A 15,986-nucleotide genomic window follows, 5' to 3' on the forward strand; every position below is an offset into this window, starting at 1 on the left:
AGGCCGTGCGGCCTCAGTCCCGTCCCGTCAATTGAAACTGGATGTCTTCAGGAATTCCGCGAGACGCTGCGTCTTCGGCCGCACGAACATTTCCTTCGGATCTCCTTCCTCGCAGATCACGCCCTGGTTCATGAAGATCACGCGGGAGGAGACCTCGTAGGCGAAGCGCATTTCGTGCGTGACGAGCAGCATGCTCATGCCGTCGGCGGCGAGCCCCTTGATGACCTGCAGGACCTCGCCCACGAGCTCAGGGTCAAGCGCGGAGGTGACTTCGTCGAACAGCATCAGCCTCGGGTTCATGGCAATGGCGCGGGCGATTGCGACGCGCTGCTGCTGGCCGCCGGAAAGCTGGCCCGGATAATTATCGGCGCGGGCGGCGAGGCCCACACGGTCGAGCCACTTTTCTGCGACCGCCCGCGCTTCGTCGCGCGGCATCTTCTTGACCTTGACGAGGCCGAGCATGACGTTGCGGACGGCCGTCATATGCGGAAACAGGTTGAACTGCTGGAAGGCCATGCCGGTCAGCGCCCGCTGGCGGGCGATTTCCTTTTCGCTCTTGCGTCGGCGCACGCCGCCGGACTGCTCATAGCCGATCTCTTCGCCATCGAGCCGGATGTGGCCGCCCTGGAAGTCCTCCAGCATGTTGATGCAGCGCAGCATCGTCGTCTTGCCGGAGCCGGAGGAGCCGATGATGGAGATCACCTCTCCCTGCTGCATGGTGCAATCGACGCCCTTCAACACCTCGACGGGGCCATATTGCTTGTGAAGCCCCTGGATTTCGAGAAGTACCTTGCTCATGGTCGAGCCCTCACGATGGAACGACCGTCTTGCGCTCGACATATTTGCCGAGGCGCTCGATGCCGTAATTGATGACGAAGTAGAGAAGCCCCGCGAAGAAATAGAACTGGAGGCTCAGGAAATTGCGCGAGATGATCTCCTGCGTGCGCAGCAGCAGCTCGGCCACGCCGATGACGGAGAGCAGTGTCGAGGCCTTGACCATTTCGGCTGCTGTATTGACCCAGGCGGGCAGGAACTGGCGCAGCGCCTGCGGCCAGAGAACATAGGCGAAGGTCTGGCGGAAGGTCAGACCGATCGCCTTGGCCGCTTCGGTCTGGCCCTTGGGGATCGCCTGCAGGCCGCCGCGCACGATCTCGCCCACATGCGATGAGCAGAAGATCGCAAGGGCGAGCACGCCGGCCTGGAACGGGCCGAGCTCGATGCCAACAGTCGAAAGCACGTAGTAGCTTGCCAGCACCAGAACCAGCACCGGCGTTCCCCGGATGAAGTCGGTATAAGCCCGCACGATCAGACGCAAAACGCGGTTGCCGTAAACGAGGGCGAGACCGACGAGCACGCCGAGCAGCGATCCGGCGACGATTGCCAGCGACGAGATCGAGACCGTGACGCCGAGCCCCTTGAGGATCACGAAGCGGGCGATCCAGAGCTGGTCGAGAAAAGCAGTAAGACCCGTCATGACATCACCTCGGAACGGCAAGCCGGCGCTCGACGACGCGCATCAGCGCGGCGAGCACGGAGCAGGTTACGACATAGAGGCCGGAGGCGACGATCCAGGTTTCGATGACGCGGAAGGTCTCGACGTTGATCTTGCGTGCCTCGAAGGTGAGTTCGGGCACCGCGATCGCGGCGGCGAGCGAGGTGTCCTTGAACAGCGAGATGATCGTCGAAGACAGCGAAGGCAGGACATTGCGCAGCATCAACGGGGTGATGATCGAGACGCGGATCTGCATCGGCGTCAGGCCGATCGCAAGGCCCGCCTCCGTCAAGCCTTTCGGAATGGAGAGCAGTCCCGCCCGGAACACCTCGGCCAGATAGGCGCCGGAGTAGATCGACAGCACCGCGATGAAGCTCTGGATCTTGCCCATCCGCACGCCAAGCTGCGGCAACGCGAAGAAGGCGAAAAGAACGAGAACCAGGATCGGCAGGTTGCGGATGATCGTGACGTAGAGCGCTGCCGGGCGCTGCAGCCATCCGCTTTTCGAGGTCAGCGCAAAGGCAACGATGAGGCCGATCGCAGCGCCGATGAGGATGGAAATGAAAGCCAGGCCGAGGCTGAGCAGCAAACCTTCGAGCAACTGGTCGAAGCTGCGCCAGACGGCGGCGAAATTGAGCGTATAACCCATGGCGCAATCCTGCAATCAAGGGTGAAGAACGGGCGGAAGGAAACCTGCCTGGCAGGAAGCCCGCCTGGGCAGGAGACCTTCCGGGGATGTAGGCCTCCGGAGGGGAGATTTCCCCGGAGGCCTCTTCCGTCCCAGGCGACCTTACTTGAATTCGACGGGGAAGCCGATCTGGGGTGGCGTCAGATCCTTGCCGAACCAGGTCTTGAACGACTTGGCGTAGAAGTCGAATTCGACGCCGGTCATCGCCTCGTGCAGAGCCGTGTTGACGAAATTCAGCCAGTCCTGATCGCCGCGCTTGACGCCGCAGGCATAGGTTTGCGGGTTCCAGCCGTAGCCAGCATCCTTATAGCGGCCGGGGTTCTGCGTCATGTACCAGGCGAGCGACGACTGGTCGGTCGCCACAGCGTCGGCGCGGCCCGATTCCAGCGCCTGATAGATCAGGTCGACGGATTCATACTGGTCAACGGTCGCTTCCGGCAGGGCGGCATGCACCATGGTTTCGGCATAGACATTCTGCAGCACCGACACCGTGACGGACGAACCGGCAGCCTTCAGCGCGGCATAGTCGGCATATTTGCCGTCGGACTTCAGCATCAGGCCGACACCCTCGCGATAATAGGGGATGGTGAAGGCGATCTGCTGCGCGCGTTCGCCGGTTACGGTCATGAACTGGCAGGTGATATCCACCTTGTCGGTGGTGATGTTGGGAATGCGGGCGTCGGACGACTGGTTGACGAACTCGATCTTCTCGGGATCGCCGAACAGCGCCTTGGCGACGATGCGGCCCATATCGATGTCGAAGCCCTGAAGCTTGTCATCCGCGCTCTTGAAGTGCCACGGCGCGTTGGTGCTGCCGGTGCCCATGACGAGATGGCCGCGGGCCAGCACCTCATCGAGCTTGCTCTTGGCCTCCTCAGCGGCGGCAGGCATGGCGGAAAGAACGAGAGCGGTTGCCAGCGAAAGCGCGCTGGTGCGGAGCGAGACGGTCATGATGGTTCCCCTTGTTTGACGCTCTGAATTTGATCCAATATATTGGACACGTGTCTTGTTTATTGGATTTGCATATCGAGCGACATCACCGGTGACTTGTCAATAGGCAGGTCCAAGAAAAAGGCATGGGGAGGAAGCGGTCCAGCGAACGGACAGGCCGCGCGCCCGGAAGGGGCTGGGCGCGTATAACAAAGGGGGAATGAAATCTTCTCCTAATCTTAACTGGACAGCAGCTTTGACTTGCCGCATACCCGGCCTATCTGCGGGAATAGATGGGCATCCGTGGAATGGCAGGGAGATCAAAGGGATGGCGTTGAAGGACGCGAAAGCCGGGGTACGCAACGAGGCGGGGATCTCAGCCGTGCTCGGCATTCTCAAGCAGAGCTTCGGCGAGCGCTTCCAGACCGGCCAGTCCTTCCGGGCCCAGCATGCCCATACGACGACCTATATTCCCGCGCAGCTCCCCGATGGCGTGCTCTTTGCCGAGAGTGCCGAGGATGTGAAGGCGGCGGTCAGGGTCTGTGCCGCCCATAAGGTGCCGGTGATCGGCTTCGGCGTCGGTACGTCGCTGGAGGGCCAGGTCAACGCCGCCAATGGCGGGATTTCGATCGATTTCAGCCGTATGAACCGGGTGCTCGAAGTCAATCCCGAAGATCTCGACTGCACGGTCGAGCCCGGGGTGACGCGCGAGGCGCTGAACATCCACCTGCGCGATACCGGCCTGTTCTTCCCGATCGATCCAGGCGCCAACGCCTCGATCGGCGGCATGGCTTCGACGCGGGCCTCCGGCACCAATGCCGTGCGCTACGGCACGATGAAAGACAATGTGCTCGCCGTCACCGCGGTCACCGCCAATGGCGAGGAGATCCGCACCGCCCGGCGCGCCCGCAAATCCTCGGCCGGCTACGACATGACGCGGCTTTTCGTCGGTGCGGAGGGCACGCTCGGCATCCTGACCTCGGTGACGCTGCGCCTGCAGGCGATCCCGCAGAAGATCGCCGGCGGGGCCTGCGCCTTTCCGAGCATCAAGGCCGCCTGCGACGCCGTCATCATGACGATCCAGATGGGCATTCCGGTGGCGCGCATCGAGCTGCTCGACACGATGCAGATGCGGGCCTGCAACGCCTATTCCGGGCTTTCCTACGCCGAAAGCCCGACGCTTTTCCTCGAGTTCCACGGCACCGACGAGACCGTGCCGCTGCAATCGGCGGGTTTTGCCGAGATCGCGGCGGAATGCGGCGGCGGCGAATTCCTGTGGACCGCCAATGCCGAGGAGCGAACGAAGCTCTGGAAGGCGCGCCACGACGCCTATTGGGCCGCGCGAGGGCTGGCGCCCGGGCTTGCCGCACTTTCGACCGATGTTTGTGTTCCGATATCGAGACTTGCCGATTGCGTTTCCGAAACGCAGGCGGATATCGAGGAGCATGGGCTGCTGGGCCCGATCGTCGGCCATGCCGGCGACGGGAATTTCCATGTGCTGCTGCTGTTCGACGACAAAAGCGCCGAGGACATCGCCAAGGCCGAGAGCTTCGTGGAGCGGCTCAGCCGCCGGGCGCTCGACATGGACGGGACATGCACCGGCGAACATGGAATCGGGCAGGGCAAGATGGCGTTCCTGGAACAGGAGCTCGGCGGCACGGTGGATCTGATGCGACAGGTGAAGCGGGCGCTCGATCCGGACGATATCTTCAATCCCGGCAAGATTTTCCACCAAGGCTGAAAACGGAATATTCTCATGAACTTGGGCCTTGCTCTCGAATCCCGTTCTTCATTAAAGAGTTAGAGCATGATGTCGCCCGAAAACCGCTCACACTTTTCGGCACCATGCTCTAGTGTCGGCAACAGAATCCCGAATGGAGAATCCTTGCATTGGTAGGCCGGTTCCTCGTCTTTCTGGGGGGAGTGATCGTCGCGGCGCTCTTTGTGGCGCTGCTTGCGCCGCTGTTCATCGACTGGACGGATTTCCGCAAGAATTTCGAGGACCAGGCAAGCCGCATCATCGGCAAGAAAGTCACCGTCCACGGCACGGTGGATGCCCGCCTGCTGCCCTTTCCCTCGGTCACGCTGCACGACGTGCGCGTCGGCCAGGAGGCGGACGGCACGCCGATCGTCAAGATCGAGCAGTTCTCCATGGATGCCGAGCTTGCGCCTTTCCTGTCGGGCGAGGCGCTGATCTTCGACATGCGCGTCGTCAAGCCGAAGGTGCGCCTGAGATTGCTGAAAGACGGCACGCTTGACTGGATGCGCGGCAGCCGCCCGGAAATACCGGCAAAGACCGTCGTTCTCGAAAACGTGCATGTCAGCGGCGGCGAGGTCGAGTTCATCGACGACCAGTCGGGCCGCTCGCGCCACATCACTGGCCTCGATGCGGAAATGTCGGCCAAGTCGTTGGCCGGCCCCTGGCGCATCGAGGGTGATGCAGCGCTCGACGGCGAGCACGGCAATTTTTCGATTTCCAGCAGCCAGCCGGACGAGAAGGGCGCGCTGCGCGTGCGCACGAAGCTCTCGCCGGACAAGCACCCTGTCAGCGTCGATCTCGACGGCGAACTGAAGCTCGTCGACAGCAAGCCGAATTATCAAGGCCAGCTTTCGGCAGCGATCGAAAACGGCAACAGCGCCAAGCCCGCCGACAAACGTGTTCAACCACCGCGCGTCAAGGGCCGCTTCGAGCTCACCAACGAACGCATCCGCATCCCCGAATACCGGATGGAGATCGGCTCGACCGACGATCCCTATGTCATTACAGGCGAGGCGACGCTCGATACCGGCAATGCGCCGGTATTCCTGCTGACCGCCGACGGACAGCAGATCGACGTCAACCGCATCGGCAATCAGGGCGAGTCCGGCAAGACCACGCGCGATGCGGCGGTTTCGGCGCGCGAGCGGCTGAGTTCGCTGATCGATATCGTCGGGCAGGTGCCGATCCCGCAGGTGCCGGGCAAGGCAAGCGTCAAGCTGCCGGCGATCGTCGCCGGCGATACGACGCTGCGCGATGTGCAGCTGGAGCTTGAGCCGGCCGGCACGGGCTGGATGATCGACAGCGCCACCGGCACGCTGCCGGGGCGCACTCAGGTGGAAGGCAAGGGCAAGCTCCTGCTCAAGGGCGACCCCTCGTTCAACGGGCAGATCGTGGTGGCCTCCAGCCAGCCGACCGGGCTTGCCTCCTGGCTTGCGGGCTCGGTCGATCCGGCCATCCGGCAATTGCGGCAGGCGGGCTTTTCGGCCAATGTCAGCCTGACCCACGAATTGCAGCGTTTCGAAAATCTCGAAGTCGCCATCGGTCCGGCGACGCTGAAGGGGCGGCTGGAGCGGCAGGCGATCTCCGGCCAGACACCGACATTGTCGGTGGCGCTGAACGGCGATACGCTCGATCTCGATGCGCTGCAGGCGCTGACCGGTCTGCTGATCGGACAGGATGCCGGCGACAATGTGCTCGACCACAAGATTGCCGCCCAGCTCAAGGCCGACAAATTCAATGCCTTCGGCGTCAGTGCCGAGAATGTCGAAACCACGTTTACGATCGCCGACGGCGCGCTCGCCGTCGACCGGCTGTCGATTAAGAATATCGCGGGCGCCGAGCTGACGGCGACGGGCAGGGCGGAAGGCTCGCTGCTCGACTATAAGGGCACCGGCGAGATCACCTTCAAATCGGCCGATCCCGGCGGCTTCTTCACCATGCTGCGCGAGCACCTGCCACATCATCCCGTGCTCGACCGGCTGGTGCGCAATGCCGGCTGGTACGGCAATACGGCGCTGCGTGGCGCGCTGACGCTCGGCGGCGACGAGGGCAATGCGCTGACGGTGACGCTTGCGGGCGTCTCGAACGGCAGCCGCGTCAACCTGGACTACCGCATGTCTGATCTCCTGGCGCTGACCGGCAACGGCACGACCAGCCTGGAGGCGACGCTGGAAAATGCCGTGCCGTCCGTCCTGTTCGGCCAGGCCGGGCTCGATCCGCTGCCGGTCGATGTTGGCGCCAACGGTCGTTTGACGCTCAAGGTGCAGGCATCGGGCAACGACCCCGCCGACGCGGCGCTGACCTTTGCCACCGACCGGACCTCGTTCACCGCCAACGGCAAGGTCGATGTGCGGCCGGAAAGCTTCATGAACGGGAAGATCGCGCTTTCGCTCGACAGCACCGATATCGACCCCTACCTCATCATGAACGGCATCGCTCTGCCGCAGACCGGGGCAGGGCTGCCTTTCGGCCTGCAGGCCAAAGCCGCCGTCGACGGCGACAAAATCGTCTTTTCCGATCTCAAGGGCCATGCGGCGGATAATGAATTTTCGGGCGCGCTGACCTTCGACCGGAAGGCGGCGAAGACGACGGCAAACGGCGAACTGACGCTTGCCGAGGCCGATGTCGGCTGGCTCGGCGAAGCGGTGTTCGGCCAGATCATCGATCCTGCCAAAGGCACGCTGACGACGGCGCCGCTGGGGCTGCCGATCTTCAAGGATCTCGACGTCAACGTGAAGGTCTCGGCCAAGCAGTTCTGGCCCGGCCTGCCGGAAACGGCGGTTTCCGACTTCACCAGCAACGTCGCCTATAAGGGCGACGAGCTGCAGCTCAACGACATGGCCGGCACCTGGGACGGAGGCAAGCTTTCCGGCAACCTGCTCCTCACCAATGCCGACGGCACCGGCTTCCTGCAGACGAAGCTTTCGCTTACCGATTCCGACCTTGCCGGCGTCGTCTGGCTGCGCGACGGCGCGCCGATCGCCAACGGCAAATTCGGCCTATCGCTGTCGATGGAGGCTTCGGGCAAGACGATTGGCGAGATCGCCAGTTCGCTCAACGGCTCGGGCGAACTGAAGCTCGGCGAGACCAGCATACGCGGGCTGAACCTTGCCATCCTGCCGCCTTTGCTTGCCGCAACCGATACGATGCAGGAGCAGATCACCGCCGGCAAGGTGCATCCGATTATCGAGACGCTGCTCAGCAACGGCGAGGCTAAGCTGCCGCCACTCGGCATTCCCTTCAACGTCACGGACGGGACGCTGAGAGTGCAGAATGTCGCCATCGCCAACGATCTTGCCCATATCAGCGCCGATGCGCAGATCGCGCTGCCGGAGGAGCGGATCAGCGCGACGCTCGGCGTCGGGTTCAACCCGGGCCAGGAGGCGCTTTCCGGCGCCGAGCCGGCGCTCAGGCTGAATTTTTCCGGCATGCTGCCGTCGCCCGGCAAGACGATGGATGTGACCGATATCACCAGCTACCTGTCGCTGCGCGCCTTCGAGCGCGAGCGCCGCCGTGTCGAACGGCTGCAGGCGATCGTGCTGGAAAAACAGCGGCTGCGCCGCGAGGTCGCGCTCTACCGCTTCAACGCCGCCGAGCGCGTCAAGGCGGCGGAGATCGAACGGCAGCGGCAGGCGGAGGAAGAGCGCCTGCGCGCGCTGGCGCAGCAGGCGGCCGAAGAGAAGGCTGCCGCCGATGCCCGCGCGGCAGCCGAGGCGAAGGCCAAGGCGGATGCTGATGCGAGGGCAGCAGCCGACGCGGAAGCGGCGCGGCGCAGCGGGCAGGGCCAGCCCGGTCCGCTCAATTTCGACCAGGTGCCGGGCGTTCAGGCGCAATAACAGCGCGCACGAGAATCCGATTCAAGCGACAGGCTTCAAGCCCTTGTTTTCATGCATGCCGTCGCTCACGGCTGGGCGGCCGCTGCCGTCCTTCGCCCAGGCAAGCACATGAAGCCGCAGCGCCGAGGAGAGGTTGCTGTCCGGCGGCCGGTGGTCGTCGATCTCGGAAATCAGCGCGGCAAGCGGCATCGAACGGCTTGCGGCGATCGTCTTCAGCTCGGCCCAGAATTCGTCCTCCAGCGAGAAGCTGGTGCGATGGCCGTGCAATGTCGCCGAATGCTTACGGATCATGAAGCGGCGTCTCGGTTGAGTTTTTCGCGGATTGATTCAAGGAAACTGCATAAGTGGTTGATCGCAGATTCCATTCCGGCTCTTCAAGTTTTGCTTGAGGGCTTGCAGCGTGGCGTGTCTTTCAGGCGTGCAAAGACACTGCCTTTCGGGCCGATGGGTCAGGCACCGTCGTCATCCATTTCGATCCGGCCGGCAAGATGGGCCTTGTCGGCCTTCTCGTTCAGGGCGTGGGTGAGCTGCTTCTCGGCCTTGGTGCGCCCGAAGGAAATGCGGTTCTGCTCGGCCTGCTTCTCCTTTTCGGAGCGAGCCTGCTTCTTGCGGAACTGGCGCAGATTGACGATTTCGGCGCTCATGTGGTGCCTGTCTTCCTCATGAAAAAGGGAGGCTCGGCCTCCCTTGAAATCACTGCTTTTTGCGGAAGGAGTCGAGCGAGACGACGGAGCCCGGTTTCTTCTCCTCGCCGTCCGCGGGCTTTGCCGCGGCGTCGTCGGGCTTTCCGGCTGCATCCACCGGATAGGCGGTGATTTCGCCTGATGGTAGCTCTTCGCCGTCGACGAGCGGCACGTCGAATTCGAGCTCGAAATTGACGGAAGGATCATAGAAGCCGCGGATGGCATTGAACGGGATGACCAGCTTCTCAGGAACGTCGGAGAAGGAAAGGCCGATCTCGAAATGCGTCTCGGTGATCTTCAGGTCCCAGAACTGGTGCTGGATGACGATGGTCATCTGCTCGGGATATTTCGACTTCAGGTGCTGCGAGATGCGTACGCCGGCCGCACCGGTGAGGAAAGTGATGAAGAAATGATGGTCGCCGGGCAGACGGCCCGTCGTTCCTACCTCCGCCAAAACCTTGCGGATGACGCCGCGAAGTGCATCCTGCGCCAGAATGTCGTAGCGGATATGATCCTGCCCCATGCTTTTCCTGTCTTTCGTCGGTTCTAAAGTCTTTTCACAAGGTATATGCCACGTTCAGGCGCCTTGGGAAAGTCCGGAGCCGAGTCACGCTAATAACGAGCATACATGATTATTGCGGCAGGGAGAAGGTGAAGGCTTCTGTTGCCAGGTGCCTTCGGACCCCGCCTAGAGGTGCGAACCACTAGGACTTTGATTGAAGTGTCACACCGCGATTAAGCAGCGAGACGAGCTTCCGCATAGTTGTCGTTTGCAACTACAATTTTAGCCCGATAACGGCGGTACAATGCCGAGCAAAAAGACGATCTTTACACCCTTGTCGATCCTGTTTCGCCCCCATCAAAAGCCGGCCTTCAAGACCGCCGGTTTTTGGTGGAGGCGCCGGGTACCGCCCCCGGGTCCAATAGGTTTATTACACCGCTCATTTATCGCCATAGCCGGCCCGAAAGCCGGCAGGGTTGATATAGTGATTTCCTCTGCCCAAGGAAAGGGCAAACGTCATAAAAGCTTTATCTCCCGGCAGAAATTGCGGGAAAACGCGCGGGGGGCTGGCTTCCCGCCGCCGAAGACTTAAAATCAGGCGAAACGGAATCAGCGCGCCATGAAGCAATATCTCGATCTCCTCAGTCATGTGATGGAAAAGGGCTCCGACCGGGGCGACCGCACCGGCACCGGCACGCGCTCGGTCTTCGGCTACCAGATGCGCTTCGACCTCGAAGAGGGCTTCCCGGTCCTTACCACGAAGAAGCTGCATCTTCGTTCGATCATCCACGAGCTGCTCTGGTTCCTGAAGGGCGAGACGAATATCCGCTATCTCAAGGAGAACGGCGTTTCGATCTGGGACGAGTGGGCCGACGAAAACGGCGATCTCGGGCCGGTCTACGGCGCCCAGTGGCGCTCCTGGCCGGCGCCTGATGGAGGCCATATCGACCAGATCGCCAATCTCGTCAAAGGCATCGTCAACAATCCGAATTCGCGCCGCCACATCGTTTCGGCCTGGAATCCGGCCGAGGTCGACCGGATGGCGCTGCCGCCCTGCCACTGCCTGTTCCAGTTCTACGTGGCCGACGGCAAGCTCTCCGGCCAGCTCTACCAGCGCTCGGCCGACATCTTCCTCGGCGTGCCGTTCAACATCGCCTCTTACGCACTGTTGACGATGATGGTGGCTCAGGTGACCGGGCTGAAATCCGGCGATTTCGTCCACACGCTCGGCGACGCCCATCTCTACCACAACCATTTCGACCAGGCGAAACTGCAGCTGACGCGCCAGCCCAAACCGCTGCCCTTCATGCGCATCAACCCCGACGTGAAGGATATCTTCGGTTTCACATTCGAGGATTTCGAGCTGGTCGGCTATGAGGCCGAGGCCAATATCAAGGCGCCGATCGCGGTCTGATCGGAGACATTTCATGGCCGACATCCGCAAGACCATTGTCGTCGCCGTTTCCCGCAACGGCATCATCGGCCGTGACGGCGATATGCCCTGGCGGCTTTCGAGCGATCTCAAGCGTTTCAAGGCGCTGACGCTGGGCAAGCCCGTCGTGATGGGCCGCAAGACCTACGATTCGATTGGCAAGCCGCTGCCGGGGCGGCCGAACGTCGTCATATCGCGGCAGGCGGCGATAGATCATCCCGATGTCAGCATGGCGCAGTCGCTGCCCGAGGCGATCGCGCTGGCCGAAAGACTGGCGCTCGAGGCCGGCGTCGACGAGGTCTGCATTGTCGGCGGCGGGCAGATCTATGCCCAGGCGATCGGCCTTGCCGACCGGATGTGTGTCACTCATGTCGAGGTCGACCTCGAAGGGGATGCGGCGTTTCCGGCGATCGATCCCGACGTCTGGCAGGCAGGGGAGGCGCTCGCGGTGCCGGCCGGGGAGAAGGACAGCTATCCCACCCGCTACGTCGTCTATGAACGGCGCCAGGCCTGAAAACGAACTATTTTCCAATTAAATTGACCAAGTTTCTCACGCTGCGTTGAAAGCCGGTGCGGCGATACCTATAACGGTCACCAACGCATCCGACGGTCGGCCCCCACGGTCCCGGATGCGCCGAAGACTTAACGAACAACGAGGTTTTGATGCCCTGGAGCAATCAGAATGGCGGCGGCGGCCCTTGGGGCGGCGGCGGCGGTAATAATCAGGGACCATGGGGCCAGGGGCCGAACCGCCCGCGCGGCGGCGGCAACAAGGGCGGACCGCCCGATCTGGAAGACATTATCCGGCGCGGCCAGGATCAGCTGCGCAACATCATTCCCGGCGGCTTCAACGGCGGCGTCGCCGCGATCGTCGCGGCGATCGTTGCGGTGTTCTGGCTGATCCAGTGCGTCTACACCGTCCAGCCGGACGAACGCGGCGTCGAGCTGCGCTTCGGCAAGCCGCGGGACACGGTATCGATGCCGGGCCTGCATTTCCATTTCTGGCCGATGGATTCGGTCGAGATCGTCAAGGTCACCGAGCAATTGCTGAACGTCGGCGGCACGCAGGGCAGCAGCAACACGGCCGGCGGCCTGATGCTGTCGGGCGATCAGAACATCCTCAACGTCCGTTTCAACGTGCTCTACCAGATCAGCGATGCGCGCGCCTATCTCTTCAACGTCGAAAGCCCGGCGCAGACGCTGCAGCAGGTTTCCGAAAGCGCGATGCGCGAAGTGGTCGGACGGCGTCCGGCGCAGGACGCGTTCCGCGACCGGCGCCTGGAGATCGCCAGTGAAGTCGCCAACATCATCCAGGATACGATGTCGCGCTACAGTTCCGGCATCTCGATCAACAAGGTGACGATCGAGGACGTGGCGCCGCCGCGTGAAGTGGCCGATGCCTTCCAGGAAGTGCAGCGCGCCGACCAGGACAAGCAGCGCCTGGTGGAAGAAGCCAATCAATACGCCAACCAGAAGCTCGGCCAGGCCCGAGGTGACGGTGCCCGCATCCGCGAAGACGCCGCCGCCTACAAGGACCGCGTCGTCAAGGAAGCGGAAGGTGAGGCGCAGCGCTTCATCGCCATCGACGAACAATATTCGAAGGCGCCCGACGTCACCCGCAAGCGGCTGTTCCTGGAAACGATGGAACAGGTGCTCAAGAATTCCAAGAAGGTCATCATCGACGAGAAGCAGGGGGTCGTGCCCTATCTGCCGCTCAACGAAATCACCAGACCGTCGCAGCAGGGAGGTTGAGCCATGACTTCGAACAGGCTTCCCGTCATTCTCATCATCCTCGCGGTTCTGCTGCTCGGTCTCTATTCCTCTGTTTTCGTGGTCAATGCCCGCGAGCAGGCGATCGTCGTGCGCTTCGGTGAAATCCAGTCGGTCAAGACCGAGCCCGGCATCTACTTCAAGCTGCCGTTCAGCTTCATGGATGCCGATCGCGTCCAGCTCGTCGAAAAGCAGAAGCTGCGTCTCGACCTTGACAATATCCAGGTGCAGGTCAAGGGCGGCGCGACCTTCGATGTCGACGCCTTCGTGATCTACTCGATCAACGATGCCCGCCGCTTCCGCGAAACCGTCTCCGGCGACCGCGATTCGGCTGAAGCACGGCTGCGTACCCGTCTGGATTCGGCGCTGCGCCGCGTCTACGGTCTGCGCGAATTCGATGCCGCACTTTCCGACGAGCGCGTATCGATGATGCTTGAAGTGCGCGACGATCTGCGTCCCGACGCCGAGCTTCTCGGCCTCAACATCGAGGACGTGCGCATCCGCCGTACCGATCTGACGGCCGATGTGGCGCCGAACACCTATAACCGCATGCGCTCCGAGCGCCTGGCCGAAGCCGAGCTGCTGCGCGCCCAGGGCACGGAAGACGGCCTGCGCCGCCGGGCGATCGCCGACCGCCAGGTGGTCGAGATCACCGCTGACGCCCAGCGCGACGCGGAAATCCTGCGCGGTCAGGGTGACGCCGAACGCAACCGCGTCTTCGCCGACGCATTCTCCAGGAACCCTGCCTTCTTCGAGTTCTATCGTTCGATGGCGGCCTATTCCTCGGCGCTGTCTTCGCAGGATACGACGCTGGTGCTGTCGCCGAATTCGGAATTCTTCCGCTATTTCGACAATGCCGACGGCGTCTTGCGATCGCCGCCAAACCCTGCGGCACCGGCTCCGGCAACACCGGGGGCAACTGCTCCGGCAGCGCCGGCCCAGCCGGCGAACTGACGGTAAGGGATGCCTTCCGCATCCCGGAAAATTCAAAGGGCCGGCCGTGCGCCGGCCCTTTTTTCATGGAATGATTGCGGTAATCCGGCTTTTGCGAGGACTTGTCAGATTGCACGGGGATTTCGCGAAAAGGTGATTTCGCCCTCCATCATTCCGCCTTATGCTGGTGCTCAATGTGCGCATTTACCCCCTTATGAGGAAGCTTGATGGCCCCCACGATACGCTCGCCCTTCAGACGAACGCTCGCGCTACTGGCCAGCGCCGCAATCCTGGCGCAAGCCGGCGTGAGCGGGATTGCCCATGCGCAAACCGCTCCTGAAGCTGCCGCACCAGGGATGGCCACGCCTCCTGCCGCCGCGCAGACGGCCCCTGCGCCCGCAACACCACAGCAGGTCCCGCCGATCCAGTCCACCGTGCCCAACAACGGTCCGGCTTCTGTCGCCGATCTTGCCGAAGGCCTGCTCGATGCCGTGGTCAATATCTCGACTTCCCAGAACGTGAAGGACGACGAGGGCGCGGGGCCTGCGCCGCGCGCGCCCGACGGCTCACCTTTCCAGGAGTTCTTCAACGACTTCTTCAACAAGAAGCAGGGCAACAAGGGCGGCAATCATAATGTCAGCTCGCTCGGCTCCGGCTTCGTCATTGATCCCACAGGCTATATCGTCACCAACAACCACGTGATCGAGGGCGCCGACGATATCGAGATCAATTTCGCCAATGGTTCGAAACTCAAGGCGAAGCTGATCGGCACGGATACGAAGACCGATCTTTCGGTGCTGAAGGTCGAGCCGAAGACGCCGCTGAAATCAGTGAAATTCGGCGATTCCAGCAAGATGCGCATCGGCGACTGGGTGATGGCGATCGGCAATCCCTTCGGCTTCGGCGGTTCGGTGACGGTCGGCATCATTTCCGGGCGCGGCCGCAACATCAATGCCGGCCCCTACGACAATTTCATCCAGACGGATGCGGCCATCAACAAGGGCAACTCCGGCGGCCCGCTCTTCAACATGAAGGGTGAGGTGATCGGCATCAACACGGCGATCATCTCGCCGAGCGGCGGCTCGATCGGCATCGGCTTCTCGGTGCCGTCGGAGCTTGCCTCCGGCGTCGTCGAACAGCTGCGCGAATATGGCGAGACACGGCGCGGCTGGCTCGGCGTGCGCATCCAGCCGGTGACCGACGATATCGCCGACAGCCTAGGGCTCGATTCCGCCAAGGGAGCGCTGGTTGCCGGCGTCATCAAGGGCGGGCCTGTCGACGACGGCTCGATCAAGGCGGGCGACGTCATCCTGAAATTCGACGGCAAGACCGTCGCCGAAATGCGTGACCTGCCGCGCGTCGTGGCGGAAAGCGCCGTAGGCAAGCAGGTCGATGTCGTCGTGCTGCGCGACGGCAAGGAGCAGACCGTCAAGGTGACGCTCGGCCGGCTCGAGGACAGCGATCAGCCGGGCGGAACTGACGATGCCGCACCCGACGGTTCGCAGGATGATGGCGTGATCACGCCGGATCCCGGCGAGAACAACGATATGGACCAGCCTGACACCGGCGATCAGGCCAAGCCCGCGCCCGACCAGCATCAGGGCCAAGGTCAGGGACAAACGGCGCCGGATGCGGCAACGCCGAAGAATGTGCTCGGCCTGTCGCTCTCGCTCCTGAGCCCCGAGACGCGCAAGGCTTTCGGTATTGCCGAGAGCGTCGACGGCGTCGTGGTGACCGAGGTGACGCCGGGTTCCGCCTCGGCCGAAAAGGGGCTGAAGCCCGGTGACGTGATCGTCGAGGTGGCGCAGGAATTCATGAAGTCGCCCGATGCGGTGGTCGCCAAGGTGCAGTCGCTGAAACAGGAAGGCCGCCGCAACGCCCAGCTGATGATCGCATCGGCGAACGGCGATCTGCGGTTCGTCGCGGTGCCGATGGAGTGAGGCGGCCGGACGAAGACCGGC

14 protein-coding genes and 1 other RNA gene are annotated in these 15,986 nt (G+C 62.7%); 7 read left to right on the forward strand and 8 right to left on the reverse strand.

Going from position 1 to position 15,986, the window contains the following annotated elements:
• Nucleotides 1–27: 27 nt before the first annotated feature.
• The 4 genes from EFD55_RS05655 to EFD55_RS05670 all read right to left on the reverse strand — a co-directional run bounded on the left by EFD55_RS05655 (nt 28) and on the right by EFD55_RS05670 (nt 3,131).
• Nucleotides 28–798, reverse strand: a complete 771-nt coding sequence (locus EFD55_RS05655) for an amino acid ABC transporter ATP-binding protein (protein ID WP_125843633.1) — start codon at nt 796–798, stop codon at nt 28–30.
• A gap of 10 nt (nt 799–808) precedes the next feature.
• Complete coding sequence (locus EFD55_RS05660) at nt 809–1,474, reverse strand: amino acid ABC transporter permease (protein WP_125843634.1); 666 nt, start codon at nt 1,472–1,474, stop codon at nt 809–811.
• 4 nt (nt 1,475–1,478) lie between these two features.
• Entirely contained in the window at nt 1,479–2,141 is a 663-nt protein-coding gene (locus tag EFD55_RS05665) for an amino acid ABC transporter permease (protein ID WP_125843635.1), read from the reverse strand.
• 141 nt (nt 2,142–2,282) lie between these two features.
• On the reverse strand, nt 2,283–3,131 hold the full coding sequence (locus EFD55_RS05670) for a transporter substrate-binding protein (RefSeq protein ID WP_125843636.1): 849 nt from the start codon (nt 3,129–3,131) through the stop codon (nt 2,283–2,285).
• 307 nt (nt 3,132–3,438) lie between these two features.
• Here EFD55_RS05670 and EFD55_RS05675 point away from each other — a divergent pair, with 307 nt between their 5' ends.
• Together EFD55_RS05675 and EFD55_RS05680 are read left to right on the forward strand one after the other, a co-directional pair.
• A complete protein-coding gene (locus EFD55_RS05675) occupies nt 3,439–4,851 on the forward strand; it encodes an FAD-binding oxidoreductase (RefSeq protein ID WP_125843637.1) in 1,413 nt (470 codons plus the stop codon).
• 149 nt (nt 4,852–5,000) lie between these two features.
• A complete protein-coding gene (locus EFD55_RS05680) occupies nt 5,001–8,705 on the forward strand; it encodes an AsmA family protein (protein ID WP_125843638.1) in 3,705 nt (1,234 codons plus the stop codon).
• Between the two features lie 21 nt (nt 8,706–8,726).
• Here EFD55_RS05680 and EFD55_RS05685 read toward each other — a convergent pair whose 3' ends face one another.
• The 4 genes from EFD55_RS05685 to ssrA all read right to left on the reverse strand — a co-directional run bounded on the left by EFD55_RS05685 (nt 8,727) and on the right by ssrA (nt 10,401).
• On the reverse strand, nt 8,727–8,996 hold the full coding sequence (locus tag EFD55_RS05685) for a ribbon-helix-helix domain-containing protein (protein WP_125843639.1): 270 nt from the start codon (nt 8,994–8,996) through the stop codon (nt 8,727–8,729).
• Nucleotides 8,997–9,154: 158 nt separating this feature from the next.
• On the reverse strand, nt 9,155–9,349 hold the full coding sequence (locus tag EFD55_RS05690) for a DUF4169 family protein (protein ID WP_125843640.1): 195 nt from the start codon (nt 9,347–9,349) through the stop codon (nt 9,155–9,157).
• 49 nt (nt 9,350–9,398) lie between these two features.
• Nucleotides 9,399–9,911, reverse strand: a complete 513-nt coding sequence (locus tag EFD55_RS05695; protein ID WP_125843641.1) for an SspB family protein — start codon at nt 9,909–9,911, stop codon at nt 9,399–9,401.
• A 127-nt stretch (nt 9,912–10,038) separates the two neighbouring features.
• Nucleotides 10,039–10,401: a transfer-messenger RNA gene (gene ssrA / locus EFD55_RS05700) on the reverse strand.
• Nucleotides 10,402–10,509: 108 nt separating this feature from the next.
• On the opposite strand from ssrA, the gene EFD55_RS05705 reads away from it, so the two are divergent.
• From EFD55_RS05705 to EFD55_RS05725, 5 genes are all read left to right on the forward strand, one after another.
• The gene (locus tag EFD55_RS05705) at nt 10,510–11,304 is read left to right on the forward strand and encodes a thymidylate synthase (protein ID WP_125843642.1); all 795 of its coding nucleotides are present in this window, start codon (nt 10,510–10,512) and stop codon (nt 11,302–11,304) included.
• Nucleotides 11,305–11,317: 13 nt separating this feature from the next.
• Complete coding sequence (locus tag EFD55_RS05710; RefSeq protein ID WP_125843643.1) at nt 11,318–11,836, forward strand: dihydrofolate reductase; 519 nt, start codon at nt 11,318–11,320, stop codon at nt 11,834–11,836.
• Nucleotides 11,837–11,985: 149 nt separating this feature from the next.
• A complete protein-coding gene (gene hflK / locus EFD55_RS05715) occupies nt 11,986–13,074 on the forward strand; it encodes an FtsH protease activity modulator HflK (RefSeq protein ID WP_125843644.1) in 1,089 nt (362 codons plus the stop codon).
• Between the two features lie 3 nt (nt 13,075–13,077).
• The gene (hflC, locus tag EFD55_RS05720) at nt 13,078–14,046 is read left to right on the forward strand and encodes a protease modulator HflC (protein ID WP_125843645.1); all 969 of its coding nucleotides are present in this window, start codon (nt 13,078–13,080) and stop codon (nt 14,044–14,046) included.
• A gap of 206 nt (nt 14,047–14,252) precedes the next feature.
• Nucleotides 14,253–15,965 (forward strand): Do family serine endopeptidase, encoded by a 1,713-nt coding sequence (locus EFD55_RS05725; RefSeq protein ID WP_125843646.1) that lies wholly within the window; start codon nt 14,253–14,255, stop codon nt 15,963–15,965.
• The last annotated feature ends 21 nt before the right edge of the window (nt 15,966–15,986 follow it).

Source organism: Rhizobium pisi, assembly GCF_003938655.1.
GTDB lineage: Bacteria > Pseudomonadota > Alphaproteobacteria > Rhizobiales > Rhizobiaceae > Rhizobium > Rhizobium pisi.